28 protein-coding genes are annotated in these 26,999 nt (G+C 48.2%); 13 read left to right on the top strand and 15 right to left on the bottom strand.

The features are described from left to right. Window positions 1-96: 96 nt before the first annotated feature. From hisH to hisIE, 4 genes are all read left to right on the top strand, one after another. Window positions 97-678, top strand: coding sequence for an imidazole glycerol phosphate synthase subunit HisH (hisH, locus tag AC5FX6_RS04710; protein WP_493595868.1), 582 nt, complete (start codon window positions 97-99; stop codon window positions 676-678). Beyond that, a complete protein-coding gene (gene hisA / locus AC5FX6_RS04705; RefSeq protein ID WP_493595867.1) occupies window positions 675-1,397 on the top strand; it encodes a 1-(5-phosphoribosyl)-5-[(5-phosphoribosylamino)methylideneamino]imidazole-4-carboxamide isomerase in 723 nt (240 codons plus the stop codon). The genes hisH and hisA overlap by 4 nt, the downstream gene beginning before the upstream one ends. Then, window positions 1,391-2,149 (top strand): imidazole glycerol phosphate synthase subunit HisF, encoded by a 759-nt coding sequence (gene hisF, locus AC5FX6_RS04700; RefSeq protein WP_493595866.1) that lies wholly within the window; start codon window positions 1,391-1,393, stop codon window positions 2,147-2,149. The genes hisA and hisF overlap by 7 nt, the downstream gene beginning before the upstream one ends. A gap of 82 nt (window positions 2,150-2,231) precedes the next feature. Then, on the top strand, window positions 2,232-2,840 hold the full coding sequence (hisIE, locus tag AC5FX6_RS04695) for a bifunctional phosphoribosyl-AMP cyclohydrolase/phosphoribosyl-ATP diphosphatase HisIE (protein ID WP_493595865.1): 609 nt from the start codon (window positions 2,232-2,234) through the stop codon (window positions 2,838-2,840). A 50-nt stretch (window positions 2,841-2,890) separates the two neighbouring features. Here hisIE and AC5FX6_RS04690 read toward each other — a convergent pair whose 3' ends face one another. The 3 genes from AC5FX6_RS04690 to AC5FX6_RS04680 form a co-directional block, all read right to left on the bottom strand. Further along, window positions 2,891-3,487, bottom strand: coding sequence for a hypothetical protein (locus tag AC5FX6_RS04690; RefSeq protein ID WP_493595864.1), 597 nt, complete (start codon window positions 3,485-3,487; stop codon window positions 2,891-2,893). Between the two features lie 65 nt (window positions 3,488-3,552). Beyond that, window positions 3,553-4,410 (bottom strand): alpha/beta fold hydrolase, encoded by an 858-nt coding sequence (locus AC5FX6_RS04685; RefSeq protein ID WP_493595863.1) that lies wholly within the window; start codon window positions 4,408-4,410, stop codon window positions 3,553-3,555. Between the two features lie 26 nt (window positions 4,411-4,436). Further along, window positions 4,437-4,991, bottom strand: a complete 555-nt coding sequence (locus AC5FX6_RS04680; RefSeq protein ID WP_493595862.1) for a TetR/AcrR family transcriptional regulator — start codon at window positions 4,989-4,991, stop codon at window positions 4,437-4,439. A 344-nt stretch (window positions 4,992-5,335) separates the two neighbouring features. Between AC5FX6_RS04680 and AC5FX6_RS04675 the strand changes: the two genes are divergently transcribed. Continuing rightward, window positions 5,336-6,907 carry a hypothetical protein gene (locus tag AC5FX6_RS04675; protein ID WP_493595861.1) on the top strand — a complete coding sequence of 524 codons (1,572 nt, stop codon included), beginning with the start codon at window positions 5,336-5,338 and terminating at the stop codon, window positions 6,905-6,907. A 127-nt stretch (window positions 6,908-7,034) separates the two neighbouring features. Here AC5FX6_RS04675 and AC5FX6_RS04670 read toward each other — a convergent pair whose 3' ends face one another. Next, a complete protein-coding gene (locus AC5FX6_RS04670; RefSeq protein WP_493595860.1) occupies window positions 7,035-8,813 on the bottom strand; it encodes a chloride channel protein in 1,779 nt (592 codons plus the stop codon). A gap of 190 nt (window positions 8,814-9,003) precedes the next feature. Here AC5FX6_RS04670 and prpE point away from each other — a divergent pair, with 190 nt between their 5' ends. Continuing rightward, window positions 9,004-9,810: a bis(5'-nucleosyl)-tetraphosphatase PrpE gene (prpE, locus tag AC5FX6_RS04665; RefSeq protein WP_493595859.1), complete on the top strand. Its 807-nt coding sequence runs from the start codon at window positions 9,004-9,006 to the stop codon at window positions 9,808-9,810. Between the two features lie 6 nt (window positions 9,811-9,816). Here the strand turns inward: prpE and mnhG are convergent, their stop codons facing one another. From mnhG to AC5FX6_RS04630, 7 genes are read right to left on the bottom strand one after another with little or no spacing between them, the layout of a single operon-like run. After that, on the bottom strand, window positions 9,817-10,218 hold the full coding sequence (gene mnhG / locus AC5FX6_RS04660; RefSeq protein WP_493595858.1) for a monovalent cation/H(+) antiporter subunit G: 402 nt from the start codon (window positions 10,216-10,218) through the stop codon (window positions 9,817-9,819). Between the two features lie 3 nt (window positions 10,219-10,221). Next, window positions 10,222-10,491 carry an MrpF/PhaF family protein gene (locus AC5FX6_RS04655; protein ID WP_493595857.1) on the bottom strand — a complete coding sequence of 90 codons (270 nt, stop codon included), beginning with the start codon at window positions 10,489-10,491 and terminating at the stop codon, window positions 10,222-10,224. Continuing rightward, window positions 10,488-10,985, bottom strand: coding sequence for a Na+/H+ antiporter subunit E (locus AC5FX6_RS04650; protein ID WP_493595856.1), 498 nt, complete (start codon window positions 10,983-10,985; stop codon window positions 10,488-10,490). Before AC5FX6_RS04650 ends, AC5FX6_RS04655 begins: the two co-directional genes overlap by 4 nt. Window position 10,986: 1 nt before the next feature. Next, entirely contained in the window at window positions 10,987-12,495 is a 1,509-nt protein-coding gene (locus AC5FX6_RS04645; protein ID WP_493595855.1) for a proton-conducting transporter transmembrane domain-containing protein, read from the bottom strand. Between the two features lie 8 nt (window positions 12,496-12,503). Continuing rightward, window positions 12,504-12,866 carry a Na+/H+ antiporter subunit C gene (locus tag AC5FX6_RS04640; RefSeq protein WP_493595854.1) on the bottom strand — a complete coding sequence of 121 codons (363 nt, stop codon included), beginning with the start codon at window positions 12,864-12,866 and terminating at the stop codon, window positions 12,504-12,506. A gap of 4 nt (window positions 12,867-12,870) precedes the next feature. Beyond that, window positions 12,871-13,413 carry an MnhB domain-containing protein gene (locus tag AC5FX6_RS04635; RefSeq protein WP_493595853.1) on the bottom strand — a complete coding sequence of 181 codons (543 nt, stop codon included), beginning with the start codon at window positions 13,411-13,413 and terminating at the stop codon, window positions 12,871-12,873. After that, a complete protein-coding gene (locus AC5FX6_RS04630) occupies window positions 13,410-15,725 on the bottom strand; it encodes a putative monovalent cation/H+ antiporter subunit A (RefSeq protein WP_493595852.1) in 2,316 nt (771 codons plus the stop codon). Before AC5FX6_RS04630 ends, AC5FX6_RS04635 begins: the two co-directional genes overlap by 4 nt. Before the next feature lie 160 nt (window positions 15,726-15,885). Between AC5FX6_RS04630 and AC5FX6_RS04625 the strand changes: the two genes are divergently transcribed. Further along, window positions 15,886-16,809, top strand: a complete 924-nt coding sequence (locus AC5FX6_RS04625) for a universal stress protein (protein ID WP_493595851.1) — start codon at window positions 15,886-15,888, stop codon at window positions 16,807-16,809. A 60-nt stretch (window positions 16,810-16,869) separates the two neighbouring features. Here AC5FX6_RS04625 and AC5FX6_RS04620 read toward each other — a convergent pair whose 3' ends face one another. The 4 genes from AC5FX6_RS04620 to AC5FX6_RS04605 form a co-directional block, all read right to left on the bottom strand. Next, the gene (locus AC5FX6_RS04620) at window positions 16,870-18,210 is read right to left on the bottom strand and encodes a Na+/H+ antiporter NhaA (protein WP_493595850.1); all 1,341 of its coding nucleotides are present in this window, start codon (window positions 18,208-18,210) and stop codon (window positions 16,870-16,872) included. A gap of 172 nt (window positions 18,211-18,382) precedes the next feature. Further along, on the bottom strand, window positions 18,383-19,456 hold the full coding sequence (locus AC5FX6_RS04615; RefSeq protein WP_493595849.1) for an alanine racemase: 1,074 nt from the start codon (window positions 19,454-19,456) through the stop codon (window positions 18,383-18,385). Window positions 19,457-19,460: 4 nt separating this feature from the next. After that, on the bottom strand, window positions 19,461-19,913 hold the full coding sequence (locus tag AC5FX6_RS04610; protein WP_493595848.1) for a GNAT family N-acetyltransferase: 453 nt from the start codon (window positions 19,911-19,913) through the stop codon (window positions 19,461-19,463). Beyond that, window positions 19,853-21,460 carry a sodium:solute symporter family protein gene (locus AC5FX6_RS04605; protein WP_493595847.1) on the bottom strand — a complete coding sequence of 536 codons (1,608 nt, stop codon included), beginning with the start codon at window positions 21,458-21,460 and terminating at the stop codon, window positions 19,853-19,855. Before AC5FX6_RS04605 ends, AC5FX6_RS04610 begins: the two co-directional genes overlap by 61 nt. Before the next feature lie 769 nt (window positions 21,461-22,229). Between AC5FX6_RS04605 and AC5FX6_RS04600 the strand changes: the two genes are divergently transcribed. From AC5FX6_RS04600 to AC5FX6_RS04575, 6 genes are all read left to right on the top strand, one after another. After that, a complete protein-coding gene (locus tag AC5FX6_RS04600; protein WP_493595846.1) occupies window positions 22,230-22,460 on the top strand; it encodes a hypothetical protein in 231 nt (76 codons plus the stop codon). Window positions 22,461-22,548: 88 nt separating this feature from the next. After that, window positions 22,549-22,848 carry a hypothetical protein gene (locus AC5FX6_RS04595; RefSeq protein ID WP_493595845.1) on the top strand — a complete coding sequence of 100 codons (300 nt, stop codon included), beginning with the start codon at window positions 22,549-22,551 and terminating at the stop codon, window positions 22,846-22,848. A gap of 229 nt (window positions 22,849-23,077) precedes the next feature. Then, window positions 23,078-24,613 carry a TlpA family protein disulfide reductase gene (locus AC5FX6_RS04590; RefSeq protein ID WP_493595844.1) on the top strand — a complete coding sequence of 512 codons (1,536 nt, stop codon included), beginning with the start codon at window positions 23,078-23,080 and terminating at the stop codon, window positions 24,611-24,613. 27 nt (window positions 24,614-24,640) lie between these two features. Next, complete coding sequence (locus AC5FX6_RS04585; RefSeq protein WP_493595843.1) at window positions 24,641-25,123, top strand: hypothetical protein; 483 nt, start codon at window positions 24,641-24,643, stop codon at window positions 25,121-25,123. A gap of 23 nt (window positions 25,124-25,146) precedes the next feature. Continuing rightward, window positions 25,147-25,710 (top strand): DUF4256 domain-containing protein, encoded by a 564-nt coding sequence (locus tag AC5FX6_RS04580; protein ID WP_493595842.1) that lies wholly within the window; start codon window positions 25,147-25,149, stop codon window positions 25,708-25,710. Between the two features lie 87 nt (window positions 25,711-25,797). Further along, on the top strand, window positions 25,798-26,865 hold the full coding sequence (locus AC5FX6_RS04575) for a DUF5700 domain-containing putative Zn-dependent protease (protein ID WP_493595841.1): 1,068 nt from the start codon (window positions 25,798-25,800) through the stop codon (window positions 26,863-26,865). Window positions 26,866-26,999 lie beyond the last annotated feature (134 nt).

Below are 26,999 nucleotides of genomic sequence, written 5' to 3'. Positions count from 1 at the left end.
TTCGTGTTTATGCATTTCAGGGTATTTAAGTAGCAGATTCTTTAATCGTGTTATCTTTTGGCGATTAGCCTATTATCAAAAATCAAATACTAAACTATGAACCTCGTTATAGTTGATTACAAAGCGGGTAATGTGCAGTCGGTGCTGTTTGCACTGGAACGGCTGGGCGTGCAGGCCACGCTGAGCTGCGATTTTGAGACGATCAAAGCGGCGGATAAAGTCATCTTTCCGGGAGTGGGAGAGGCATCGTCGGCCATGGCGCAGCTGCGGGCCCGCAATCTGGACAAACTGCTGCCGACACTCGAACAGCCCTTTTTTGGAGTTTGTTTGGGAATGCAGTTGCTCTGTGAGCATTCTGAAGAAGGGGATACGGATTTACTCGGCATCATCCCTTTGCCGGTGAAGCGGTTCGAGACAGACCTGAAGGTGCCTCACATGGGCTGGAACCAACTGGAGAAGCTGCAATCGCCTTTGTTTGAAGGTATAGCCGAAGGGGAGTACGCCTATTACGTTCACAGCTACTACGTGCCATTGAGTGAGTACACCATTGCTCAGACTTCTTATCCGGAGCCATTCTCGGCAGCTTTGCAATACAAAAACTTTTATGCCGCGCAGTTTCACCCTGAAAAAAGCGGACCTGCCGGCTCTCAGATCCTTAAAAACTTCCTTGCCTTATGATGGAAATCATCCCAGCCATAGACCTGATTGGCGGCCAATGTGTGCGCCTCACCGAGGGCGACTTCGCTCAACAAACCACCTACGACAGCAATCCGCTGGAAGTAGCCAAACGTTTTGAAGCGAATGGCATTAAACGTCTGCATCTGGTAGACCTCGACGGTGCCCGTGCTCGCAAACCAGTGAACCTGAACGTGCTCGAAAACATTGCCGCTAATACCAACCTGACCATTGACTTTGGCGGTGGTTTGCAGTCCGATGAGGCCGTAAAGCAGGCGTTTGATGCGGGGGCTGCCCAAATCACAGCGGGCAGTATAGCGGTGCGTGAGCCGGAGAAGGTAAAAAACTGGCTGTTGGAATACGGAGCCGACAAGATCATCATTGGAGCCGATTTTAAAGGCACTAACATCGCCATCAGCGCATGGACCGAAGAGAGCAAATACCCGCTACAGGATTTTATGTCGGGTTATCTGATGACGGGGGCCAAACTTTTCATCTGCACCGATGTTAGCAAAGACGGCAAGTTGCAGGGACCATCGACCAATACATATCGACACCTTAAGTTAACCTTGCCAGATGCCCAGGTAATTGCCAGTGGCGGTGTAACAACCGTGCAGGATCTGGAGGAACTACAGGAGATCGGCGTAACAGGTGCTATTATCGGGAAGGCGATCTACGAAGGAACGATTACTTTAAAGGACTTAGCGCGATTCTTATGTTAACTAAACGCATTATACCTTGTCTGGACATCAAGAACGGCCGCACCGTAAAAGGGGTCCGTTTCGAAAACATCCGCGACGCCGGTGACCCGGTGGAGCTGGCCAGATGGTATGCCGAACAGGGTGCCGACGAACTGGTGTTTCTGGATATCACTGCCACCAACGAAGAGCGCAAAACCTTAGCCGAACTTGTGCGTGACATTGCCCGTCACATCGACATACCTTTCACGGTAGGTGGCGGTATCAGTGCCGTGGCCGATGTGGAGGTGCTGTTGCAAGCCGGTGCCGATAAAGTGTCGATCAACTCAGCCGCCATACGCAATCCACAGCTGGTGCAGGATTTAGCCCGCCGCTTCGGTAGCCAGTGCGTGACCGTGGCCATCGACACCAAGTATACCGAAGCCACCGGCTGGAAGGTATACGCCCGTGCCGGAACCGTAGAAACAGAGCATGCTACTGTGGACTGGGCAAAGAAAGTGGTAGAGTTGGGCGCAGGTGAGATCCTGCTGACCAGCATGAACAACGACGGCACCAAAGCAGGGTTTGCGCTGGATATTACCAAGGCCGTTTCAGAAGCCGTTTCCGTGCCTGTGATCGCTTCTGGTGGGGCAGGTACCAAGCAGCATTTCGCTGACGCTTTCCAGGAAGCCCATGCCGACGCGGCCTTAGCCGCTAGTCTTTTCCACTTCCGCGAATTGGATATTCCGGATTTGAAGGGATACCTGAAAATGGAAGGTATAGCGGTGAGGATCTGATAATTTTGAATAAGTGATGGAGGGAATGTGTGAAATTATTCAAACACTTATCTCTTAACTTTTAACTCTAAACGTTCACAACGTGAAAATCGATTTCGATAAAATGAGCGGGCTGGTGCCGGCTGTCATACAGGATGCACAGACGAGCCAAGTGCTGATGTTGGGCTACATGAACCAGGAGGCTTTTGATAAGACGCAAAAGGAAGGGCTGGTGACTTTTTTCTCCCGCTCAAAAAACCGTCTCTGGACAAAAGGCGAAACCTCCGGCCATACCTTGCAGGTAGTCAGCATCGTTGATGACTGTGACAATGATTCGCTTTTGATCAAGGTGAATCCTAAAGGACCAACCTGCCACACCGGTGATACGAGTTGCTTTGGCGAAGATGCGGTTGCTAAACGCACGGCTGCGATTCAGTTCATCGCCAGACTGGAAGAGGTGATACAGCAACGCAAGGCGAACCCGACAGAGGCATCTTATACCAATTTCCTGTTTGACAAAGGCGTGAACAAGATCGCGCAGAAAGTTGGAGAGGAAGCCGTAGAAACCGTAATTGATGCGGTGGCAGGTAAAACTGAAACGATGAAGGGGGAGGCTGCTGACTTGCTTTATCACCTACTGGTGCTCCTAGCAGCTACAGGGCTGGAGTTAGCCGACGTAGTGGCTGTATTACAGGAGCGCCATAAAAAATAATGACCAGTCGCGGTAGCGGCTGGTCCTCAGTCTATTTGCTGCCTGGCAGCTTAAATGTTTTTCAGTTTCAGGTTATTGAATTTACCCTTGAGTATGATGTTGCACTTGCGCGGTACTGAAGGATTGCTTTCATACGAAGTTGGGTCTGTCACATTTGAGATTGTCACTTCAAAACTGCCGTTTGCCAATCCTGTTGTGGCGTTATAGGACTTGATCTCAAAATGGCCCTCCATACGGTTGCCACTGCTAAATAAGGCGCTCTTGCTGGTTTTGTTGTAGTAGTGGTAATAAGTGATATCAGCGCGACCCTTTTTGTTATTTGAAAGTGAACGAATCGGGTAAGTACCCACGTAGCCGTTCAGCAATTCTTCCTGCTTTAAACTGAACACCAAGGCATCATTGGCAGCAGGACGCAATGGGGCAAAATTAATCTCCAGCTTTTGTTCATCAGACGTAAGCTGCATTTCCTTTAAGCTGAGGCTATAGACAGCTTTAGACTCTTCCGCAGAATCCAGATAATTAAAAGATCTTTCCATAGTCGCCTCAACTTTCGGCACAATCGTGGTGCTTTCATCCTTGTCATTGTCACAAGAGATAGAAAGCATTGAAAGTGCTAAAAGCCACGCAAAAGGTATGATCTTTTTCATAGTTTTAATTTGACTATAAAGGTATGAAAAAGATTACTTTAGCTGCAATAAATATTAAAAATTCTTTATATAAAATCTTTGATGGCGTCTGCGATTTCACCTCCTTTTTCTTCCTGCACAAAATGCCCAGCCTCAAAACGCTTTATTTTTGCTTCTGGAAAAGCCTTCTGCCATTGATCCAGGAAATGAAGCGGCAGCAACTTGTCTTTCTCTCCCCACAAGATCAGTTTAGGTATAGCCTGCAATTTGGCCCGCTGTTCCCAGAGACTGGCAAACCACGGTCCGGATTCCTTTAGTGCGACAGCAAGATGCCAGGTGCCCTTTCGGTTACGGCTGTTATTGAGTGGTTTTAAATAGTGAAGGTGCACATCTTTACTAAGGTGTCGTTTGTGGTAATAGCCCTTAGGTAGCAAGATGCGGGGCGAAAAACCCAGGTTCAGGTATAGGAAGCGGCCCACACTGCCATTGAGAAAACCACTGATCTTCATCATGGACGCTTCACTTTCCAGCGACCACATCCAGGTGTTCAACAGCACGATGCGCTTGACATTTTGCGGATGCTTCAAAGCATAGCTGAGTCCAATCGGCCCTCCGAAGTCATGGACAACCAGTGTGATAGCCTTGAGTTGCAGGTGCTCGATTAACTGCTCCAGGTTCTGTGCATGCGCTTCGGGGGTATAGGCAAAGTCAGCTGGTTTATCGGACAGGCCAAAGCCAAGGTGATCGGGGACAATGCAGCGATGTGTGCGGTTAAGCGCCTTAATCTGTTGCCGCCAGACAAAAGACCACGTAGGTGTACCATGTACAAACACGATGGGTTCGCCTTGCCCTTCATCGACATAATGCATTTGTCCGGCTGGTAGAGCGAGTGTATGATGTGCGAAAGGATAGAGGATGCGGTCAATCCAGGCAGGAGATTTCATCTTTTTTCAGATTAAGAATTTAATAATCACTTCTTATACTTCATAATCAGGAGCGAAGCCACATCGTCTATGGGATACTGGTCATACAACAGATAGTGGTTGGCCATGCCGTCGATAGCGGCAAACAGGAGTTTGGCTTCAAGGTCAGGAAAGGGGATACCTGCCTCGATCAGGTTGGTGCGAATGCGAGCTTCAATGTAAGCAGTCTGTTCCTGCATTTCGCCCATCAATTGCTTGACGACTTCTGACTGCATCCGGATGCCATGCAGCAGCTTCCAGAAGTCTTTTTTCTCTTTTAGTAACTTAACGGTCTGCCTGATGTGCTGCTCTATACCTGAAGCGGCATGGTCAGGCAGTTGAACAAAGGATGCATGGATGTCTTCGACTCCACGCCTGAAAATCTCTTCCAGTAGTTCGTCTTTGCTTTTGAAGTAATTGTACAGTAGCCCAAGCGACATACCTGCCTCACTGGCAATGTTACGGATGGAAGTAGCTTCATAACCCTGCGTTGCAAACAGGCTCAGCGCCACATCTACCAGCTTATTTATACTTTGTTCTCTCTTTTCCTGAAATCTAACCATATAATGAATGAACGTTTGTTCAAATATATAATTATTGAACGTGCGTTCAAAGATCAAAGTTTTATTTATGTTTTGTGTTCATCAAAACGATGGCAAGGATGAGGCATTATAGAACTGATCAGGTTTTTGGGAAGGGCTCGAACAAGTGTATTAGCGTCAGGTTATAAACACATAGTGTCTGAAGCCGTATTCATCTGAAACTAAGCTAACACGTGGAAATTAAATCGCTTCTTCATAAATGGTGGGTATGGTTACTGCTCATCCTGGCCCTGCTACTTATTATTATCAGTATACTCACTTCCCAATATTTCAATCCGTGGCTTCAAAGTGAACTGGAATCAAGGGTGAAACAAGAATCTAACGGACTCTATACCTTGAACCTCCACGGTTTTGATTCTTCGCTGTTGAGCGGACGTATCACGGCAGACTCAATTCATCTGGTTCCTGATTTTGAGGAATGGGATAAGCGGCAGGAGATCACACAGAAAGACACAACCCTGAAGGAAACACCCCGCACCCTGATTGATTTGAAAACGGACCGACTGGTATTGGCAGGTATAAACTTTATCGGGATACTGCGCGGCAAACCACTGGACCTTAGCAAGCTGAAAATAAGCCGACCGCAAATATTGATTACCGAAATGCGCCAGGACACAACCGAAAGCCACGAGCCATTGCACGCGTCAGTAGAGGGCATCATGAAAAACCTGCAGATCGGAAGTATGGAAGTAGAAGACGCTACCTTGCGCATTAAGGAACAGCAGAATGCCAAGACAGACCGTATTGCATTGGAGGGCTTCTCCATTTTTGTAAAAGACTTTCGACTCGACAGTGTAGCTTTTCAGGATGAGGGACGCGCCTATTATGCCCGGAGCATTTCGCTTGAAACAGGCAAAGCCGCTTTCAATTTGCCTGACGGCACTTATAAACTGGAAGCAGCTGCCTTGAAAGCCAATACACAGGACGGCACGTTGAATATAGGCAACCTGAAACTGATTCCACTGCTCGAAAATGCTGCCCTCGCCCGCAAGAAAGGCATGGCTGTGTCGACCATGCGGTTGGAAATACCAGAAATTAATGTGAGCGGTGTAGACTATAAAGCGCACTCCCGTCACAACAATTTAGTTGCCAGTAATGTGGTGATCAAGAACCCGTCTTTGAGCGCCTACATGGATCGCAAAAACTTCACACCCAAAGGAAACAAACCGCTTCCTCATGATATCATACAGGAATTAAAAACCGGACTGACACTTGAGAAAATAGAGGTGCAGGGTATGCACATCCGCTATGAGGAACTTGCAGAAGAAGCAGTTGAGAAAGGCCTTATCACTATTGAGAACTTTTATGCTACGATTACCAATGTGACGAACGACAAGAATCGCATGTCTACTAAAAGTCCAGCTGTGATTGATGCTAAAGCAGCATTATATGGAAAAGCTCCCATTGCCTTAACCATCCGGATGAACCTGCTGGACCCTAATGCCTACCATACCATACAGGGCACTGTCGAGCCAGCTGACCCCGCTATTCTGAATCCGATATTAGAGCCGACCGCATTTATAAGCATTAAGGAAGGTAGTCTGCAAAAAAGTGATTTTAACATAGAGCTGTACCGCAACAAAGCAAGCGGTAACCTGAATGTGCGCTATCAGAACTTTAAGGTGGATGTGCTAACCAAAGACGAAGATAAAAGGCAGTCGCTTGGCAAGAAAATTCTCTCTAAGGTGGCGAATAAGATTGTCATTAAATCGGACAATCCGAAGGAGGGTGAAGATTTGCGTCCCGGTGATATTGCAGTGGTGCGCGCCAAAAGCCGCTCTGTTTTTAATTTCTGGAAAGACTGCCTCATTAGTGGGTTTCGATCTGCCGCCGGAATTGAAGGGATAGGCGCTGACCTCCAGGACCCAAACCGATAAGTTGAGAAAGTAAAAAGTTAGAAAAGTATAAAGTTTAAGAGTTTGGTAAATCCTTTTTAAATTAACTAAAGGTCTTACTTCTGGTTTACTTAAAATTAAACGTTCTACCTTTTTTACCTTCAAACCCTCAGTTTCCTGTCGTCTTAATTAAGAGCTTGCGATACTTCGTGAAGATGCTTGATTTGGAAACGAAACCCAGGTATAGCTCATCTTTCAGGACGGGGAGGTTCCAGGCGCCGGTTTCATCGAACTTCTTCATTACTTCCCCCATCGTATCATTGTGACGCACGACAGCTAGAGGCGCCGACATCAGTTCTGTAACCAGTACTTTGTCATATTTTTCGTGCTTAAACATGATTTCCCGAACGTCTTCCAGCAGGATGATACCTCTCAGTTTTTGCTGTTCATCCACCACCGGGTATAAATTGCGACGGCTGTGGGCAATCACGTCCACCAGTTCGCGCAGCGTGGCGGTATACCTGACAGGGTGAAAGTCCGTCTCAACCAGGTGTCGGATCTGCATGATGCGGAGCACGGTGCGGTCTTTGTTCGCGGTGAGCAATTCTCCTTTTTGGGCAAGTTTCTTCGTGTCGAGTGAGAAAGGCTCAAAGTATTTGACCATGGCATAGGCAGAGGCCGACACGATCATAAGTGGGATCATCAAAGTATAACCACCGGATATTTCAGCGATCAAAAAGACAGCAGTTAGCGGAGCATGCATCACACCACTCAAAATACCTGCCATGCCAACTACTGTGAAGCTGCCTTCGGGCAGTTTATGAATTTGCAGCATATTAGTGAGTCGGCTCAAAAAGAAACCGACATGCGCCCCCACAAACATGGAAGGGGCAAAATTGCCGCCATTGCCACCCCCGGCAATCGTGAAGGTGGTCGCCGCCACTTTTACCAGCGCCAGCATACCTACAAACCCGAGCACCAACCATTCGTTTGTGCCAAAGAAGGAAAGCCAGCTGTCTTGCAATAGTCCTTCAGGTCTGCCTCTTTCTAACAATTTTACTGCACCATACCCTTCACCAAAAAGTGGCGGAAAAAGCATGATCAGCAAACCAAGCAATACACCACCCACCAGGGCGCGGCGGTAGGGTTGCTCCTGAAACGGCTCAAAGAGTGCCTCAATACGCCAGGCCGCCCGGCTGTAATAAACCGACATCAACCCAGTGAGTATACCCAGCATAATGTAAAATGGCACATGTGATGCGGCAAAGAAACCCAACTGGTCTGCAAAGAAAAGTTGCTCCTCCCGCAGGATGATACGCGAACAGAGCGCCCCCACAACCGCCGAAATGATCAAAGGTATAAAGGCCGAAATGCTAATGTCGGTCAGCAGGACTTCGATGGCGAAAAGCACGCCGGCAATGGGCGCATTAAAGACAGCAGCTATACCTGCGGCCGCACCGCAAGCCAGCAGCAAAGTACGGTCCCGGTAATTGAGGTGGTACTCACGACCAAAGTTTGAGCCAATGGCTGAGCCCGTCACCACAATAGGAGACTCCAGACCGGCTGAACCCCCGAAGCCAGCCGTGATACCACTGGTCAGCACATGTGAGTACATTTTATGGGACTCCACCAGGCTTGACTTTTGAGAGATAGTATGCAGGATGCTGGCTGTGCCACGACCTAGCTGTCCGTTGAACATCACCCGCACCAGGAACACCACCAGCAGGATGCCCACCAGCGGAAACACAACCAGCCAAACAGGTTCCTCCAGCAGACGATTACCGTAAGCCAGCAACTGCTGGATGTAATGCACCAATGTTTTGAGGACCACGGCAGCGAGTCCGGCCGTCAGTCCGACAAGCACACTGGAGATCAGAATGAAATTGCGGGTTGAGGTATGGCGGCGAAGCCAAAGAAGTGGTATTTTATACTTGCGAAGCTGTGGCATGTGGGACTATACGGGAAAGGTCAGCCGGGTTTACGAAAAAAAGTTTTTAAAGTCCGGGTTAAAAAACCTTGACCATAAAAGTATAAACTCTGAGCGCTTAGAAAAAAAATAACATAGGAAATCTAACCTGTAGCCCTGTTTTTTAGTTAATATAGTGGTTATACCTTACCAGAAACAATACAAATCTTGTATGCAGCACGACCCAGACAGAAGCGGAAACCTGATACTGAAAGACCTGCACGGCCATTTCCATGTCATTGGGGATGTGCACGGCTGTTTTGATGAATTGCTGGCACTGCTTCATAAGTTGGGTTACGAAATAGAGGATGACAAAGCGGCGGGCAGCTATCACGTTACTCACCCAGAGGGATGCATGGCCGTGTTTGTAGGCGATCTGGTGGACCGCGGACCAAATTCGCCGGAGGTGCTGCGTCTGGTCATGGATATGATGGAGCAGGATGTTGCCTTGTGTGTAAGTGGCAATCATGATGACAAGCTGTATCGCAAGCTAATGGGCCGCAACGTAAAGGTGCGCCACGGTCTGGAGCTAACGGTGGCCCAACTCGAGAATTACAACAAGGCGTTTATTGACAGAGTGCGTGCCTTCTTGGGAAATTTGCCACACCACATCATTCTGGATAATGGCCGGCTAGTGGTAGCGCATGCCGGTCTTGAGGAGCGTTTGCATGGCCGCCACAGCAAGTCTGTGCGTGACCTTTGTCTTTATGGCCCCACCACTGGCGAGCTGGACGAGAAGGGTTTGCCGGTAAGACTGGATTGGGCCGCCGATTATTCCGGCGTAGCAGTTGTCGTTTACGGTCACACGCCTGTTCGGGAGCCTCGCTGGAAAAACAATACCATCAACATCGATACAGGCTGCGTTTTTGGAGGAAAGCTCACAGCGCTCACCTATCCTGACCACGTTATCACCACTGTCGAAGCCTTCGACACTTATGCGGAGTCTGTCAGACCCTTTTTACACCATCCGACCCACTAAGCCCGTCTATACCTGTTTATTGTCACGCTCGTGGTCACGATGCACATTGTGCTCTTTGTGCAGGTACTCCTTAAATTCATCGAGATTGGTGCGATCCCAGAATGGGATCTTGTTGCGCACCGCCGTGCGCCCGATTACGTGTGCCGCGACCGGCGAGGTGATGAATGTGAAGCCAATGATGAGCACTACTTTCAAAAACATATCGGGTTCGTTGAAATAAATGCCCATACCTGACAAAATGAGCCCTAGCCCTAGTGTAGCGCCTTTGGTAATGGCCGACATGCGGATGTAAAAATCCGGAAAGCGGAGCAGACCGATAGTGGAGATCAGCATGAACATTACACCGATGATGATAAACACCGAGCTGATGATTTCCCGGACGAGCATAAAATTAATGTCTTCAAGCATAAGCTACCTTGTTGATTTCATGAGGTAATAAGCAAAAGAGATAGAGCCCAGAAAGCCGAAAAGGGACAGAATGATGGCCACATCAATAAAGTCTTCGTTGCCGGTGAGCTCTGTGTAAATGGCTACAATACCAATGACATTGGCCACAAACAGATCAAAGGCTGTGATGCGGTCAGGCAACGTGGGGCCTATCGCAAAACGAATACCTGTCATAACCAGACAGAGACTCAGGGCAGCCATGGCAAAAATTAGTGTAAAGGAGAATATACTCATCTTGTCAGCTGTAAAAGGCGGCGTTCAAAACCATGTTTTATTGTGTGCTTCGCGATTTCCAGATCATTATGCTTGACGTAAAGCGTGTGCACGTACAGCACCTTTCTGTCAGCGCTCACATCGATCGAAAGGGAACCTGGTGTAAGCGTGATAATGCCCGCCAGTAAGGTGATTTCCATATCAGTCGTGGCAGCTAAAGGCAAGGCGATGACAGTTGGTTTCATCCGGTAATTGGGCGTCAGGATATCATAGGCCACTTTCAGGTTAGCCACCACCAGTTCCTTCAGGAAATAGGCTATGAAGACAATGGCTTTCGGCAGTTTATGAAAATAAGATCGATGATAGGAGGGTGAAGTCAGCCACAGGATGAACATGATGATGACAGATACCACAACGGCCCATATCGCATTGTAAGGCACAACAGGGTCGCCATACTCAAAGTAGATGTAACTGCCGAAGAAAGCGATCAGGAAATGGACGATAAATGTTTTCATGCTATCTTTTCAATACGGCGTTGATGTATAATTCGCTGTTCAGGAGCTGCTCAGCGGCAAGCTGAGCCATGGACACCACCGGTTCGGCATATACCCCAATAAAGAGGATGAACAAAGCCAGGAATATCACTGGCAGGTGAAGCAGACGGTTGTCTTTCTTATCGCGCTCCGTCATCACATCCAGCAGGGGATCCGATTCAGGCTTGTTTTTCCAGAATACTTCGTTCCAGATTTTGGTCATCGAAAAAATAGTGATCAGACTGACGGCCAGAGAGGTAAGGACAATGGCAAAGCTGTCGATCTCAAAACCGGCCTTGGCCAGCATAAACTTGCCCCAGAACCCTGAGAAGGGTGGTATACCGGCCAGTGAGAAAGCTGAGATAAAAAACAAAACGGAAAGGAAAGGGTGCTGCAGGTATACGCCGCCTAACTTTTTGAGAGAAAACGTACCCCGGTCGTGCGCTACCACTCCGCTGATCAAAAACAGGTTGGTCTTGACCAGGATGTTGTGGATGATAAAGTAGATACTACCAGCCAATGCCAAAGGCGTAAAGAGGGCCAGGCCCATCAGCATATACCCGATCTGGCTGACGATGTGGAATGACAGGATCTTACGAAAATCATTTTGCGAAGCCGCCCCAAATACCCCGATTACCATCGTGAAACCGGCTAGCACAGTAAACAGCGGGATAGTCAGCTCCTGGTCAGTTACAAAAACCAGCGTAAATAAGCGGATCAGTGCATACATCCCCACTTTGGTGAGCATACCGGCAATAAACGCTGAGATGGCAATGGGTGGCGTATGGTAAGAAGCAGGCAGCCAGAAGAACATCGGAAAAATAGCGGCCTTGATGCCAAAAGCAATCAGGAAGAACATACCGGCCATGGTGATCAGGGCAGGGTGCGAAACAGGGGTACGAACGAGCACAGCCAGTTCGGCCAGATTGAGTGAACCCAGTATACCGTATACCACACCTATACCTGTCAGCAGAAAGCCTGAAGCCAGAAAGTTGATGGTCACATATTTGATCGCTCCCTCCAACTGCGGCTTGGTACCGCCCAATGCAATCAGCACAAAGCAGCAAATGAGCAACACCTCAAACCACACAAAGAGGTTGAACAGGTCACCCGTGAGGCAAGCCCCGGAAACCCCCATCTGTAGGATAAGCAAAACCGGATAGTAGCCAAACGTCTGCCGTGCTTTGTCAAGTCCCTTGATAGAGAAAAGATAGATGGCCATACCTGTAATAGCGCTGGTGATCACCATCATGGAACTGAAAAGGTCGGCTACCAGCGTAATGCCAAAGGGAGCAGGCCAGCTACCGATCTGGGTAGTTCGGATACCGTTGTCATTTATATCAAAAAGCAGCATGAAAGAAGCGATCAGCAGACAGGCTTGTGCCAGAATGCCGACAATTTGCTGCGCACGCACATACCGCCAGAAAAAGAGGCTCAGAATAGCCCCATACAGCGGAATTAGCAATGGCAACATTAAGAGCAGGTGGTTCATAGGGTGTCTTAGTGATTTTCTTCTATTTGGTCGGTGGTGTTCATGTCGTCGAGGTCGGTTGTGCCGAATGACTGGTATACCCGCTTGATCAGCACGATGGCAAAGGCCTGTATGCCGAAACCGATCACAATAGCTGTGAGCAGAAGTGCCTGCGGTACAGGATCGGCAAATGGTTCTGTGGCTAACCGCTCATTCTGCCCGATAATGGCCGAGCCGCCTCGTGTCAGACGACCAATCACAAACAGGAACAGATTAGTGGCCAGCCCAAACAGAATGAGCCCTAGTATGAGCTTAAAAAAATGCCGGTGCAGAATCAGGTAGAGACTCGCTGAAAAAAGTATTCCGATCAAAAACGGGAGTATGAGTTCCATGGTTTTATTCTTCTGACATCACAAAAGTTATTTTGAGCACCACCCCGATCACCAGCAGGTATACCCCAATATCAAATAGGATGGGAGTTCCCGGTTTTCCGACGATGGGGATGTAAAAATCAGCCCAGTAAGCATGCATAAAAGGCTGCCCGAAAGCCAGCCCTACGACACCACTGGTGGCTGCGATAAGTAGTCCGGTAGCGATGATGTAAATAGGTTCGATGCGGATCATGCGCTCTTTGATATCCGGGTGATAGGCCATTTTTCTGCGGCGCCAGACATTGACCCGCATCATGCGCATCAGGTAGAGGGAGCGGCTCTGGTTGGGCTGCCGCGGATAGCCGTACAGGTTTATTTTCAGGAAAGTGTCCACGGTTTGCTGCGGACCGTGCGTCATGGTATGAAACACAAAGGCGATAGCCCCGATCAGTCCTCCAATAAAACCTCCACCGGGGTGGTTATGGCCACGAAACAAGGTATAAACCGAGAAGATGATAAAGATTGGAATAAGGATGCGGATAGCAACCGCAAGTATGACGGTTTTCATGGTTTGTCTCCTTTCTGCATGCGAAGCTTGAGCATGGCCAAAATGCCAATGGCCGCGACAGCCAGCACCACAATTTCACCCAGCGTATCAAGCGCCCGGAAATCCACCAGGATCACATTGACAATGTTGCGCCCTTGCCCGAGCAGGTAACTGTTTTCACCATAATAAGCCTTCAGCTGTGAGTCTAGTGGGTACTGCTTCACGATCAGGATCACATAGGTCATCATGGCACCGAAGGCCAGTGAGAGCAATACATACTTGTAGCGCTCCGAGGCATGTGACAGGTAGCGGAAAGCAGGCAATTTGTGAAGTATCAGCACGAAAATCACAACCGTGAGCGTTTCGATGAGGAGCTGCGTGGCCGCCACATCGGGAGCGCCGAAAAGGATATAGAACAGTGCCATGGAGTAACCGATGATACCCATGATGGCGATTGAAGTTAAGCGGGAGCGTGACTTGAAAAGGAAGATCAGCGCCGGTATAATCATCAGCAATAAAACCACTTCGTACATGCGCAACTCCGACAGTTCCTGAAAACGATGCGAAATCTCCAGCCTCGGACCGTCTTTCCAGAGGGAAAGCACAATCAGGGTAATATGTGCTGTAATGATAGCGGCTATGTAGCTTCGCAGATAGCCGTTTTGGATGGCCGCTGTCAGCCTGGTAACCCCAGCCAGAAAGCCCTTTAGCGACAGCTGGTACAGGTTGGCTGGTCCGTAGCGGTAAAGTCCGTTGAAGCGGCTGGCATAACTCAGCAGTCTGTTGGAGAAGCGGTAGACCACGTAGCCCAATGCAACGGTAAGCAAACTTAAACCCAACACCAGGTTGAAGCCGTGCCACAGCGCCAGTTCGAACACCTGCTCAACGCCCAGCATGGCCTCGGCTGCCCGACGCAGCAGCGGTGTCACAAAGAAGCCGGGCAACAAGCCAAACACTAGCCCTGTGCTGGCAAGAATAATGGGGGGCAGGTATAACATGGCCTTGTCCGGGTGTTGCAGGGGAGTAGCCTGCGCAGCTCGCCGCCAGAAGACACCATAGCCTATGGCGATCGCGACAGCCACAAACACCATCCCTGAAAAGAAACTCAAGGCAAAGAGCATCCAGCGAAAAGGACTCTCTTCGAGGGTGGCTTCATAGACCAGTTCTTTGCCTATAAAACCAAAAAAGGGCAGCAAACCAGCCATCGACATACCGGCCAGCAGTGCCGCGATAGCCGTGTAACGCATTGAGCCTGATAAGCCCGTTAGCTGTGTCAGGTTTCGGGTACCGGTAGCGTGGTCCACGTTGCCGGCCACCAGGAAAAAGGTGCCTTTGTAGAGGGCATGCGCAAGCAGAAACACAACCATGGCCTCGAGCGCGGGTCCGGTGCCTATACCTGTCATGGTGACCAGCAAGCCCAGTGCACTGATGGTGGTATAAGCGAGTATGGCTTTGAGATCGACGTGTTGTGTGGCCAGCAATGCACCCAGCACGGTGGTGATGCCCCCGACCAACATCAGGGTATACTGCCATTCGTCGGTGCCCCCCATCACGGGTGTTAACCGTGCAAGCAGGTATACGCCAGCCTTTACCATGGTAGCAGAGTGCAGGTATGCACTAACCGGAGTTGGCGCCGCCATGGCATTAGGCAGCCAGAAGTGAAAGGGAAACTGTGCCGACTTGGTAAAGGCCCCCAACAGTACCAGCACAAGTGCCGGCAGGTATAGCGCGTGATTGGTCACCAAATCGCCTCGTTCCAGCAGCTCACTCAAGGTATAAGTTTCCCCTGCCATGCCCACTAATATGAGTCCTGCCATGAGGGCCAGCCCTCCGAGACCGGTAACGAGTAGAGCCTGCAGGGCTGAGCTGCGGGAAGTTTCCTTATCATGCCCAAAACCGATGAGCAGGTATGAGCTGATGCTGGTCAGTTCCCAGAACACGAACAGGGAGATAATATTGCCCGCCAGCACCAGGCCCAGCATGGCTGTCATGAAGAGCGTCAGGTATAAGTAGAAGCGGCCCAGCAAGGGATGACCCTTCAGGTATCCGCCCGCGTATATCATGATAAGCGTACCGAAGCCGGTAATGAGCAAAGCAAAGAGCAGACTGAGCCCGTCCAGGAAAAAATGCAGGTTGATGTTGAGTGAGGGAGCCCACTGCTGCACTTCTCCTAGATTATCACCGCCCAGCACGGCAGGAGCCAGTGTGAGCAAGTAAATGAAAATAGAGAGTGGCAAAAGCGCCATGGGCACGTATACCCATTTGCCCAGCCAGCGATAAAGTAAAGGCGCGGCAAATGCGAACAGGAAACCTGCGAGTATAGCTAAAAACATCAAAAATGCTTAGTTTGTAAATGTATCCTTCTTAATTTCGTAGCTGATTTAACACATAGTACCAATCTGCGCATTTTATGTTACGTCAGGGCTGAAATTGAGGGGGAGAGTGAGAAAATGACAAGCGCAGCAAACCATAACCCATAAACCAACTATCATCATGAATTCGCTGAAACGTATTATGGTAGGGCTCGACCTCTCGGAAATGGACGACACCCTGATCCGCTACACTGCCTATCTGTGCTCCATATCTGAAATAGAGAAAGTATATTTCATTCACGCCGAGAAAAGCCTGGACATACCGGCTGAGGTTTTGGAAGGTATGCCAAATGGCATGGCGCCTGACGAAAAGATGCGTGTTGCCATGGAAGAGAAAGTGCGCAGCTACTTCGGTCCTGACTCACGGGCTGAGGTGGAAGTGCAAGTGGTGGAGGGATCTCCGCTGAAAGAGCTGCTGCACTGGTCAAAAGTAAATCAGATCGACATGGTGGTAGTAGGTCGCAAGTTCCACATGCGCGGCAGCGGTGTGCTGGCTCAGAAGATTCTGCGTAGCGGTCGTGTGAGTGTGATGTTCGTGCCTGAAAACGAAGACCCGATCATGAAACACATCATGGTCAGTGTCGATTTCTCAGAATACTCTTTAATGGCGCTCGATCGTATCCTGCACTCAGCACTCACCAGACCGGAGGTAAGCATCACCTGTCTGCATGTTTACGAAGTGCCAACTGGCTACATTACTTTAGGCATCAGCTACGAAGACTTTGACGAACGCATGAAAGGGTTTGCACGTGACAAGTTTGAGCAGGTATTGGCCCGTTTCCCTGAACTGAGAGATCGTGCCACCCTGCGACTTGTGAAACAGGAAAATGAAGATGATGTAGGCGAACTGATCGTGGTAGAGGCGAAACGTGCCAGAGCCGACATGCTGGTGATCGGTGCTAAAGGTAAGTCTGCCGCTGCTTTGTTTGTACTGGGTAGCGTGACAGAGAAGATCCTGCGTCACAACGACGACATGCCAATGATTGTCTATAAGAAAGAAAAAGAGGAGCTTGGCTTCCTGGATGCCCTTCTGGGGAACGACTAAAGACTATACATTTCTGCTCTCTTGGCGGAAATATAATTCTATCAGAAGACCTGCTATACCTTACCGTGTAGCAGGTCTTCTGTTTTTCGCGTTCAGGGCTACGATCAGTATTCCAACCAAACCAGCCAATGCAGATGCCACATAAAGACTGATTTTTACAAGGGTGAGTTGATCTGTGGCAGGAAAAACCAGCAGAGCCTGAAACAGAGAGAGCAGAAAGCCGACGCCTGTCAGTAGGGTGCCGCCTGTTAGCAGCCCCCAGTGCACACCAGTAGGTACACGCGCTATACCTGTCAGCGATATCAGCCAGGCGAAGAGGAGCATACCGATGGGTTTCCCGAATACCAACGCGATGGCTATACCAAAGGGCACCGGGTCAAGCAGGTCACGCCATGCAAAGCTGTTGTAAGCAAAGGGTACAAAAGCAAGCGCAAAAAGAGGCAGAGCCACGTAAGCCGCCAAGGGCAGGAGCCTTTGCTGCAAACGCCGGAGCGGCGATAAAGCCTTTGTGCAATTGACCCGAAGCGTATGTGCAGCAGCCTGGAAATCCTCTTCCATCTCTTCGTCGGGTTCCGGCCGCTTCATCATACGCAGCGCATGAAGCTGTCCCATCACGGTATCGCTGGTTATTATAAAATCTTCTTCGCTTACCCGCGAATGAATTGGAATAACAAGCGCCAATAATACACCTGCCACGGCTCCCTGCACACCTGCCAGCAGAAAGCTGATTAGCATGATCAGACCCATCAACAGGTATAGCCACATGGTGCGGTTCCGGAGTGCCCGTAGCACCACCAACAGGCCAAACACGCCTGTGGCAATGGAGAGCGCCAGTAAATTTTGAATGGATGCATAGAGTATCTCACTGAGTAGCAAACTCGCTATACCTTGCATGATGGCCGCTGATGACAGAAACACGCGCAGGGGGAGGGGGATTGCGTTGCTGGCCAAAGCCAACAGGGCCAATATGGTAGCCGCATCAGCAGTAGCCACTACCGTCCAGCCGGCCTGTGCAGCAGCAGGAGCAAGGTATAGATAGAGCGCTGCCGGTATAGCCATGCCTCCCAATGCAGCAGCCAGGGTGAAAATTAATGCGGGTCTATCTTTGAGTTCACCCACACGCAGTGCCCGTTTCAATTCCATGCCTAGTACCAGGTATAGGAGCGGCAGTAGAACCTGCTGCACCCAGTAGCCGATTGGCTTGACAATGCTAATGGTTCCGAAGGTAAGGGTCAACGGATTCTCCCACAGGTATAGCCAGGAGTCTCCCCAGGGCGAGTTGAACCAGGAAAGCGCTAATAGGGCAACTACGATGGCGAGCGTACCTCCGCGCACGAGCACCTGCTCGGAACTTTCGAAGGAGTAGACGATGCGATGGATCAAAGTCGGTTTAGCAGCCAAGGTATAAAGGTATAGCCATATTCAGATTCACCTTAGAGACGTAGTAAACCCTGAAAAGTTTTCGCGCTGCTATACCTTGTTCTGTGAATTACTTTAAGATGGAAACGCCCTCACCCCAGCGAGACTGGAATGAGGGCGTTTGATTACAGATATAAGTTTCTCAGCTAAGCAGCTATTCAACTACCTGTTTGGCAATGTAACGGGAGTTCATCACGCTGAGCGCCCCCATGTACCGGAGGTTGAAGCTGAGCACATCACCTACTTTATAGTTTTGTTCGTTCTCGCCCAGCTCCACTACCAGCATATCCGAACTGGCACCTACTACAGTCAGGCCATGGTCTTTGGGTAACAGGTATTTGGGGTTAATATCGAGCAGACCCACGTCCAGAATGGCGCGATGCGAGGTTTTGCCGTAAAGGCTTTCGTCAATCTCAAAGCTTTCGCCGCTTGGGTTTTCGGCCAGCATCCCGATGGGGATCATGGGCTTTTCATTCAGTTCGATGATCTCGGCGCAGAATTCAAACACATCATCGTACATGCCTGCGAAAGTCTCGCCCGTAAATAGGTTGAGCCCAAAGTACAGGGCCTCTCCAATCCGGAAGTGATTAATACCTTTCGGCATCTGGTGGTTGAAGAGGAGCGGAATCGTCACCGACGTACCGCCCGATACCCAGGGGATTTCGATGTTGAATTTCGCTTCGATGATCTGTTTGTACAGGCTGAGCTGAATCAATTTATCCTGCGTCGGCATCACGCCGTGCAGACAGTTGAAGTTAGCCCCAAGACCGATCACGGTTATACCTGGGAGGTTGAAGATCTGCTCGTAGAAATCCACCAGGTCGTCGCCCATCACACCTTCCCTTAGATCGCCCATCTCGATCATGATGATGATCTTATGGATTCTGTCCTGCCGCACAGCCTCTTCTGACAACAGCCGGATGATGTCGAGCTCCGTCTGAAAACTCACATCAGCGTATTTGATGATGTCAGGTATACTCTGTTTTGGGGCAGGTTTGATGTAAACGGTTTGTACATCGGGTGCCATTTTTTTGATGGCGATCAGGTTTGTTACGCGGGAGTCGTGAATCTCTTTTACGCCAAGGTCAAGTACTTCTTTCAGGAAGGTTTCCTCGCCGCAGAGCAGTTTGGTCACGATGCCCCAGTCGATGCCCTTTTCGCGGAGCACCCGGTCGATGTGGTTATAGTTGTGTCTGAGTTTCTTGCGGCACAGTTTTAAGACTGCCATGCTGTTATCGGATAAGTCTGTATTCTAAATATTTGTTTGTGAAGCCCATTTTCTCGTACAGGTGGCGGGCCGGATTGTCGGGCTCTACGTGCAGGGCGATGCTGCCATCGGCAGTTTCGGCGGCCAGCTGCACCAGTTTTTTGCCAACGCCTTTGCCGCGCTGGTTGCCATGCACGGCTACGTATACGAGTATGTTCTCCGGTATATACCCGCTCATGCCAGTATTGTTCAGGATCAGAGCTCCCACTACTTTGCCGTTTTCCCGGGCCTCGATCACAGAACCGCCTTTGCCCTCGGCATCCGACAGCGCATAGTCCATGCACTTGGCAATGTCCTCGCGGGCGTCGCCGTACTGGTCCAGGTGCTGGAACAGGAAGTCAAGCACTTCGTCGCGTTTTAGTTGCTGGTGATTGGTTGGGGTGTGGATCTCGTATTGGACGGATTTGTCTTCTGCCATTTCTCTTTTTCAGTTTTATTGGGGTATAGTATAGTTAACGTAATGTAAAGCACAAGGGCAGCCGTGAGGCCAAATAAATTCGGGTCGAGGCCGTAGGGCAGCTCGAAGCTAAGGCCGAGCAACGGCATTTCTACGATTCCTTCGGCATTCATGGTTACCTGTAATAGGATGGTCGTTGCACCACCCACCAGCATGGCCCAGAATGCACCCACACTGCTGCGGCGCTTCCAAAAGAGGGCTCCGATGATCGGCACAAACAGACCGGATACCATAAAGGCATAGGAGTAGAGCATCAGATCGAGCACATTGGTCATGGTAGTGGCGAGCCATAGCGCAAAGGCCCCAACAAGCAGTGTAATGAGCTGAGACAGACGCAGCATCTTAGGGGAATCTGGATCAGACTTGGTAAAGTGACCGATCACATCGGTTACAATATTGCCGGAAGAAGCCATCAGGCAACTGTCGGCGGTAGACAAGATAGCCGAGAAATAAGCCGAGAGCATCAGGCCCATCAGACCGACCGGCAGCACCGAGCGCAGGAGCATCGGCAGTCCCGATTCCGGATCTACGGCAGCACCCACGCCAAGGGCCTCAAACATACCTTGTTCAGCCGCTACCCGGGCCAGTATACCTAAGCTTACGCCCATGAAAGCCATGATCGGCCACTCAAACAAACCGGCCAGGTACCAGGCCCGTTTGGCCGTTTTCTCGTCGCGGCAAGCATAGATGCGCTGGTAGAGGGTCATGCCCACAAACCAGATCGGTATGATGGTAATAGCCCAGTTAACGATCTGCTGCCAGGTGATATTGGTGAGCGTGAGAAACTCGGCCGGTAGTGTGCTGCGGATTGCCTCCATGCTACGTCCGGATTGAGCTGACACCCAGGCAAAATCCGTGAGTTGGCCAAAGCTGATCTGGTCTACGCCGCCGCCAACTGCCAGAAATGAAACAGGTATACCGATAAAGACAAGTCCGCCCATCAGGATCGCCCACTGCACCGTGTCGGTATAGATCACTGCTTTGAGACCGCCCATTACAGTATAGACCACTGCAATAATGCCCATGATCAGAAGGGCTGTGTTCAGGTCGAGGTTGATGAAGGTGCCACTCGCCAGTTTTGCCCCGGCCAGAATCTGCGAGCTGGTGAAGCCGGTATAGCCAATGGCTGAGATAATGCCGGCCAGGAGGGCCACTCTGGCGTTGAAGTAATGCCCGAAGATCTGGGGGAAAGTGAGAAACCTGTCGAAAGCCGGGTTGCGCTTCACCTTAGGTATAAGAAAGACTGCTGCCAGCCAGGCGCCGAGCAAACCGGTAAAAAGCATCCAGGCACCCGAAAGACCCATCACAAAGCCGAGTCCGCCCAAGCCGATAGAGAAGCCTCCGCCCACATCCGTTGCCACAACCGACAAACCAATATGTCCGCTACTCATATTCCGGCCTCCGACATAGTAATCATCAGCGCCCTGGTTCTTTTTGAGAAAGTAAAAACCAACGCCCAGCATGGCCAGCATATAGAGAACAAAAATGGAAAGGTCAATAATGTGCATCTATTAGAATAGTATAAGTTTGAGTTTGTGTGATTAGTATCGCTGATTTTGAATATACTCAAAATTTTGCTGAAAAGCCTGTTTTACCTGATAAAAGTGGCTGTAGAGTGGGTGTAGGGTAGATATGGGTTGATGTTTTTGTGCAATATGCTGCAGATTATTGGGTAGTAGTAAGAGTAGAAGAAAGCTTGTAGCGTAGTTAGTTTTGTTAGGATAATAATATTTACGGAGCTACTTCTTTAGGCCTTATAAGTCTGTGAGATTTCTACCAGTTGTACGGTCATTTTCTTATAATTCATTCAATAGGTAGGGCAATGTTTTATAATTTATATATATTGAAAGAAAACTATATAAAGAGAGAGGTTAAAAAGATTAATACAGGCTAGATATAGTACAGATAGTAGGAGTAGGACCTCTTGCTAGCAGGTAGTTGTGTGCAATAAGAACTATGAACACAAAGCAGAGTAGACAAGACAGAATCCAACACTTGAGAAAGGAACAAGAGCGTAAAGACTACCTTGTCGACTTTTTAGCTTCCCTTTCAAAAATTACTGGGAAAAACATTCCTAAGAAATCCGTTTTGTCACTTGATGAAGTGAGTTCTGTTACTAAAAGGATCCATTATAGAAACTCAGAGGTTCCAACCTATATCATCAACTTTCCATTCTCGCAGGCTGATAAACTAAGAGAGATATTCTCATGTTTACGGCAGAACTTGAGTAAAGAAAATTGCTATCTAACTTCCCATAGGTTTTACAATTCTATCTTTTTGTTGCTTGACTCTTCCTTTACTATAGACAAATTTGAAGAAGTTATAGAGCTTGATGGCAATGCCTTCTACATCTATGACAGTGAAATAGAAAATGGTTTTATGCTGGACAGCAATGAAGAGAACTGGACCGAGAATGGGAAAACAGAATATGTTTGGACTTATGAATTAAGGGTATGGGGTAAAGAGTGGGTGAATAAGATTCAGGTAGCCTACAACATCCGAACTTAAAAATTACTTCACACAACCACGTGCAGCCCTTATGCTCGGCTCCGCCTTGCCCATCGGCTGCACCAGTACGTTGGCGCAAATTAAAATAATGAATAAAGGAGTAATCATTTTCTTAGCTATTCATCTTATCGTGCCAATGGTAGGGTTAATCTTGTACCTTCGACTTATTCAGAAGATAAAAAGAGAAAAGGTAGAAAATCCACCTACCATTGACCTGTTTTTAACTTTTGCCACATACGGTGGACTTTTACTTGTAATGTTAACGACCTTCTTCTGGGAATGGTCTGCAATGGCATCTCTCGGTGCATTTTATTTAACTATTGTAGGACCTATAGTAATGGGAGTTATTTCATATAGGAATTACAAGAACAGAAATGTTTCAAAGTAACATGAATGGACACATTGGGCTGGAAAAGCATATTTTGTCTTTCTTGTAATGTCTGTTATCATTGCCTTTATAGTTGAATAAAAACAACATGCGCCAACAAAGTTCAGCTTTAACCCTTGCTATGCTAAGGGCTCCTTATGCACAAGTCCGTTGGTAAGAATAAAGAAACAAAGATCGATGAATAAAAAAATTGAAAGTCATAATTGAAATCAAGTTAACGATAACTAAAATGATGAAATCAAATCTCCTTGGCATACTCAGCCTTTTGTTCTTGCTAGCATGTAACCAGTCTATTAGTAAGGTAACAGACACAGCCTCTGCAGGAGCAGGAACATCTCAAATAATAGCAGGCACAGCTACAATAACAGGCAGCATAACAAGTCCGAATGACGCAGACCAGGATAGCATTTTTGTAAATTTGTTTGTTCCACATCCAATTACGGGAGAGCTTGTTCCATACAAAGCGCTCGTTGATCAGTCAGGGAAATTCTCTGTTGATGTGGATGTTGAAACCGCGGTTTCTTTAGTTGGTTTAAGCACAAGCTTAAATCCATACAAGCCCCTTTATGTTAAATTGACAAGTGGTAATGTTACTAATCTCGACATTGCTTATAATTCGGATCTTGATGTCGAGAATGTTGACGTTACGCCTGCTACTATGACTCAATATGACATGATCCGAGGTATAGAGGTTTTGTATAAAATCGGAAACTATAGTTCGGGGAAAGCTCGGGAACACTTGTATGACAAAAGCACAGATTATTTTCTGAATCATGCCAAGACGGTTATATCAGAGAGACTAGATGTTTTAAATAAGGATACATTACTGTCGAAAGAATTAAAAGAAGTGCTGTCTAAAGATTTTCGTTTAAACATGCATATAAAACATGTCTTTGCTTATGAGAATGAGATGATGTTTAATTATGTAAAAACAACTGGTGACACAAACAATAAACCTGTTCTGCAAAAGCTTGACAGGTCCTATTTTCGCTTCCTGAAGGATTTTAATCTCAACGATCCACAATATCTGCTCACTTCTGATTTTTCGAATTTTCAAAAAGAAATTCTCCAGAATGAAGTATTAGGGCTTCCTGAGATAGGAGAAAGCGATGTTCCCTCTTGGTTGGCAAGTGTGAAAGCTATTTTATCGGATTTAGTCGGATTCGACAGTGGCCCATACTACGATGTTTTAGCAGCCAATGCTTATGCCAGGCAGCTGACTGAGGAAGTAAGGCCGCTGACTGAAAAGCAAAAAGAGCTTATAAGAGATTACTGGAAAAACGGCGAGATTGCCAAGATACTGTTTCGGAAAAACCAGCAGGTTGTTGCATTAGACAAGTTCAAATCACCTGCTGTTGTCATTGACATCTCATCCGTTGCGGGCGATAAAGTAATCCAAACAATTGTCGCCAAACATACCAACAAAGTTGTTTTAATTGACCTTTGGGCAACATGGTGTGGTCCCTGCCTGAAAGCGATGAATGAATTCAGAAGCACAAAGGGTGAATTTTATGATAAGGATGTTGTATTTGTGTATTTAACAGATACGTCCTCACCTCGGGAGCGATGGGAAGAAAAAATCAAGGGAATAGGCAGTGAGCATTATTACCTGACAGACACTCAGTGGGAATACACCATGAACCAGTTTGATTTTGAGGCTATCCCGGCATATCTACTATACAACAAAGAAGGTGTGCTCATCAATAAATTTACCGCCTTTCCTGGGAAGAACGAAGTGAAGGGGATGATTAACGACTTGTTGTAAATTGAGTAATATTCCCAACCAAACTATATGAAGCTAAAACTTTACCTCATTCCCATCGCTTTTCTGGCGATCTCTTGCAGTGCTTCCAAAAATGCTGGCTCTACCCAGAGCATGGGTACTACAAAAGGCATGGTTGACTATGGTAGTCCGATGCACGAGCAAAAGCTACTGGATGAAACTACTTTCGTGATCGCAGAAGTCAGTGAAGACAAAACTTACGGCTACGACATCAAAAATCCGATCATGGTTGGAGGCGCTGATAAGTCGGAGGGTCCTCTTAATGAAAGACGGTTTCTGAATGCGTTAGCTGGTCCTAACGGGGAGCCCATCAGTTATAAACGGCTTAGAAGCTGCTGTAATTTTCAGTCCAAAAACGGCATGATGGGTGGCGGCCTGCTCGATAAGTATAGCATCATTTACGATGGACTGGCAGAACCGATCGTGTTGTACATCAACATGTATGACTCTGACAAACTTAAAGTACCTGTTGGTTTTACCCTTAAGAAGTGAGTTGTAATCAAGTAGATTTGACCATGGCAACTAAAATAGACTTATCATCTGCACAGCAAGAAGAATTGCTCAGCAACCTTAAAGCTCGTTTTGAGAAAAACATGCACCGCCATGCAGGTATAGCCTGGGCCGATGTGCAAGGCAGACTAGAGACAAATCCAACGAAACTTTGGTCGCTCCACGCAATGGAGTATACCGGTGGGGAGCCGGATGTGGTCGGGTATGATCCGGAGACCAACCAATATACCTTCTTCGACTGCTCAGTGGAAAGCCCCAAAGGGCGCCGAAGTGTCTGCTATGACCGCGAAGGACTCGAGTCCAGAAAAGAACACCGGCCAGAAAACAGCGCTATCGACATGGCAACAGACATGGGCATTGAGCTTATGACTGAGGAGCAATACCGAGAACTTCAAAAGCTGGGAAAATTCGACCTGAAAACTTCGAGCTGGATCCAGACGCCAGCTGAGATCAGAAAGCTGGGCGGTGCCCTTTTTTGCGATCGTCGCTATGATCATGTTTTTGTCTATCACAACGGTGCGCAATCCTATTATGCTGCCAGGGCTTTCCGTGGGGTCTTAAAAGTCTGATTCAATGAGCAGAAGCTGTCTGAAAGATGTCTGAGATGCACTCCCGGCCAGTTCAAAAATAACTATTTAAAACAAACTTATACCTAAATGAAAAAACTCTTTACTCTTCTGCTCTTAGCAGTTTCCGGATACAGTGCACAGGCGCAAGTGGTTGATGTTTCGGCTGCGGAGCGATACTTCGAATTGGTCGATACCCTGAAAGCAGGCAAGCGCCTGCACGATAGCACCTGGCAGCAATTTCTGGAGATGGAAGGCAACCGCCAGTATATACAAAACCAGGGCTATACGGAAACCTACCTGAACCGCTTCCGCAAAACAATGGAAGTGGTATACCTGCCCGAACATGACAGCACGCTGCAAGTGAGACTGCAGGATAACCAGGCACACTACATGACCTATAGTATCCATGTGTACAAAGCGCATGAAGCAGAACTGCGAAGCTACCTGGCGCAACTGGCGGCAGATAAAGCCGCTTATATAAATACCATGTATCAAAATTGCTACAGTATGCTACCTAAACGCATGCACACTAGAAGTCCTGAGGCAGGTGTATACCTGATCGCGCTGGGCAACGATGCGGTCGCGAATAACGGCAACATGGTACTGAACCTGTGGGGGGAGTACAAATTCAACCAGGTGAAACCCGGTGCAGTGGGCGGTCACGAGTTGCATCACTTACTCAACAAACAAAAGCACTATGAAGTAGCCGACAAAGACAAAAGCCTCCTATTGATGCTGCAGTTGCTGATGAACGAGGGTGTTCCCGATCTGATCGACAAGAAATATGCTACTGCCGCTACCATGCCGGGTGACATGCAGTGGGGACCCTACATGCTGGACCTCGGCAAGCAAAACCTCCACAGAGTAGATGCCGCCATCAAGGAAATAGCTTCAGGTGAGAAGCATTACTCCAGCAAAGAGATCAGAAATCAGGTAATTGGAATGAGCGGTCACGTGCCCGGTTTTTACATGGCCGACGTGATTGAGCGGAATGGACTGAAAAAGAAGCTGGTGTCCAACCTTGACAACCCTTTTCAGATCATACACCTTTACAACAAAGCAGCTAAGAAAGACAAGTCTAAACCGTTTGTATTCTCTGACGAAGCCATTGCTTATCTCAAAAAAGTAGAGTCTAAAGCCACAATCAAAAACTAAATTTCATTCTGCTAAACTTTCAGGCTCAAATACTTACTGCCAGAATTTTTTCGCCAATTATAACAGCTGCTGTACCGAAAGTTTTTTGTTTCGTTACAGCAGCTGTTTTTGTCGGGGTTTAACCGAAAAAATCT

It is taken from the genome of Pontibacter sp. LHS2 (genome assembly GCF_058932845.1).
The sequence above is the reverse complement of the archived record's forward strand: the minus strand, read 5'-3'. Positions and strand labels throughout refer to the sequence as shown.

Excerpts from the sequence above, each read along its gene's own strand:
- hisH (WP_493595868.1), top strand. The coding sequence starts at position 97 with ATGAACCTCGTTATAGTTGATTACAAAGCGGGTAATGTGCAGTCGGTG.
- hisA (WP_493595867.1), top strand. The coding sequence starts at position 675 with ATGATGGAAATCATCCCAGCCATAGACCTGATTGGCGGCCAATGTGTG.
- hisF (WP_493595866.1), top strand. The coding sequence starts at position 1,391 with ATGTTAACTAAACGCATTATACCTTGTCTGGACATCAAGAACGGCCGC.
- AC5FX6_RS04690 (WP_493595864.1), bottom strand. The coding sequence starts at position 3,487 with ATGAAAAAGATCATACCTTTTGCGTGGCTTTTAGCACTTTCAATGCTT.
- AC5FX6_RS04685 (WP_493595863.1), bottom strand. The coding sequence starts at position 4,410 with ATGAAATCTCCTGCCTGGATTGACCGCATCCTCTATCCTTTCGCACAT.
- AC5FX6_RS04680 (WP_493595862.1), bottom strand. The coding sequence starts at position 4,991 with ATGGTTAGATTTCAGGAAAAGAGAGAACAAAGTATAAATAAGCTGGTA.
- AC5FX6_RS04670 (WP_493595860.1), bottom strand. The coding sequence starts at position 8,813 with ATGCCACAGCTTCGCAAGTATAAAATACCACTTCTTTGGCTTCGCCGC.
- prpE (WP_493595859.1), top strand. The coding sequence starts at position 9,004 with ATGCAGCACGACCCAGACAGAAGCGGAAACCTGATACTGAAAGACCTG.
- mnhG (WP_493595858.1), bottom strand. The coding sequence starts at position 10,218 with ATGCTTGAAGACATTAATTTTATGCTCGTCCGGGAAATCATCAGCTCG.
- AC5FX6_RS04655 (WP_493595857.1), bottom strand. The coding sequence starts at position 10,491 with ATGAGTATATTCTCCTTTACACTAATTTTTGCCATGGCTGCCCTGAGT.
- AC5FX6_RS04650 (WP_493595856.1), bottom strand. The coding sequence starts at position 10,985 with ATGAAAACATTTATCGTCCATTTCCTGATCGCTTTCTTCGGCAGTTAC.
- AC5FX6_RS04645 (WP_493595855.1), bottom strand. The coding sequence starts at position 12,495 with ATGAACCACCTGCTCTTAATGTTGCCATTGCTAATTCCGCTGTATGGG.
- AC5FX6_RS04640 (WP_493595854.1), bottom strand. The coding sequence starts at position 12,866 with ATGGAACTCATACTCCCGTTTTTGATCGGAATACTTTTTTCAGCGAGT.
- AC5FX6_RS04635 (WP_493595853.1), bottom strand. The coding sequence starts at position 13,413 with ATGAAAACCGTCATACTTGCGGTTGCTATCCGCATCCTTATTCCAATC.
- AC5FX6_RS04630 (WP_493595852.1), bottom strand. The coding sequence starts at position 15,725 with ATGTTTTTAGCTATACTCGCAGGTTTCCTGTTCGCATTTGCCGCGCCT.
- AC5FX6_RS04625 (WP_493595851.1), top strand. The coding sequence starts at position 15,886 with ATGAATTCGCTGAAACGTATTATGGTAGGGCTCGACCTCTCGGAAATG.
- AC5FX6_RS04615 (WP_493595849.1), bottom strand. The coding sequence starts at position 19,456 with ATGGCAGTCTTAAAACTGTGCCGCAAGAAACTCAGACACAACTATAAC.
- AC5FX6_RS04610 (WP_493595848.1), bottom strand. The coding sequence starts at position 19,913 with ATGGCAGAAGACAAATCCGTCCAATACGAGATCCACACCCCAACCAAT.
- AC5FX6_RS04605 (WP_493595847.1), bottom strand. The coding sequence starts at position 21,460 with ATGCACATTATTGACCTTTCCATTTTTGTTCTCTATATGCTGGCCATG.
- AC5FX6_RS04595 (WP_493595845.1), top strand. The coding sequence starts at position 22,549 with ATGAATAAAGGAGTAATCATTTTCTTAGCTATTCATCTTATCGTGCCA.
- AC5FX6_RS04590 (WP_493595844.1), top strand. The coding sequence starts at position 23,078 with ATGATGAAATCAAATCTCCTTGGCATACTCAGCCTTTTGTTCTTGCTA.
- AC5FX6_RS04585 (WP_493595843.1), top strand. The coding sequence starts at position 24,641 with ATGAAGCTAAAACTTTACCTCATTCCCATCGCTTTTCTGGCGATCTCT.
- AC5FX6_RS04580 (WP_493595842.1), top strand. The coding sequence starts at position 25,147 with ATGGCAACTAAAATAGACTTATCATCTGCACAGCAAGAAGAATTGCTC.
- AC5FX6_RS04575 (WP_493595841.1), top strand. The coding sequence starts at position 25,798 with ATGAAAAAACTCTTTACTCTTCTGCTCTTAGCAGTTTCCGGATACAGT.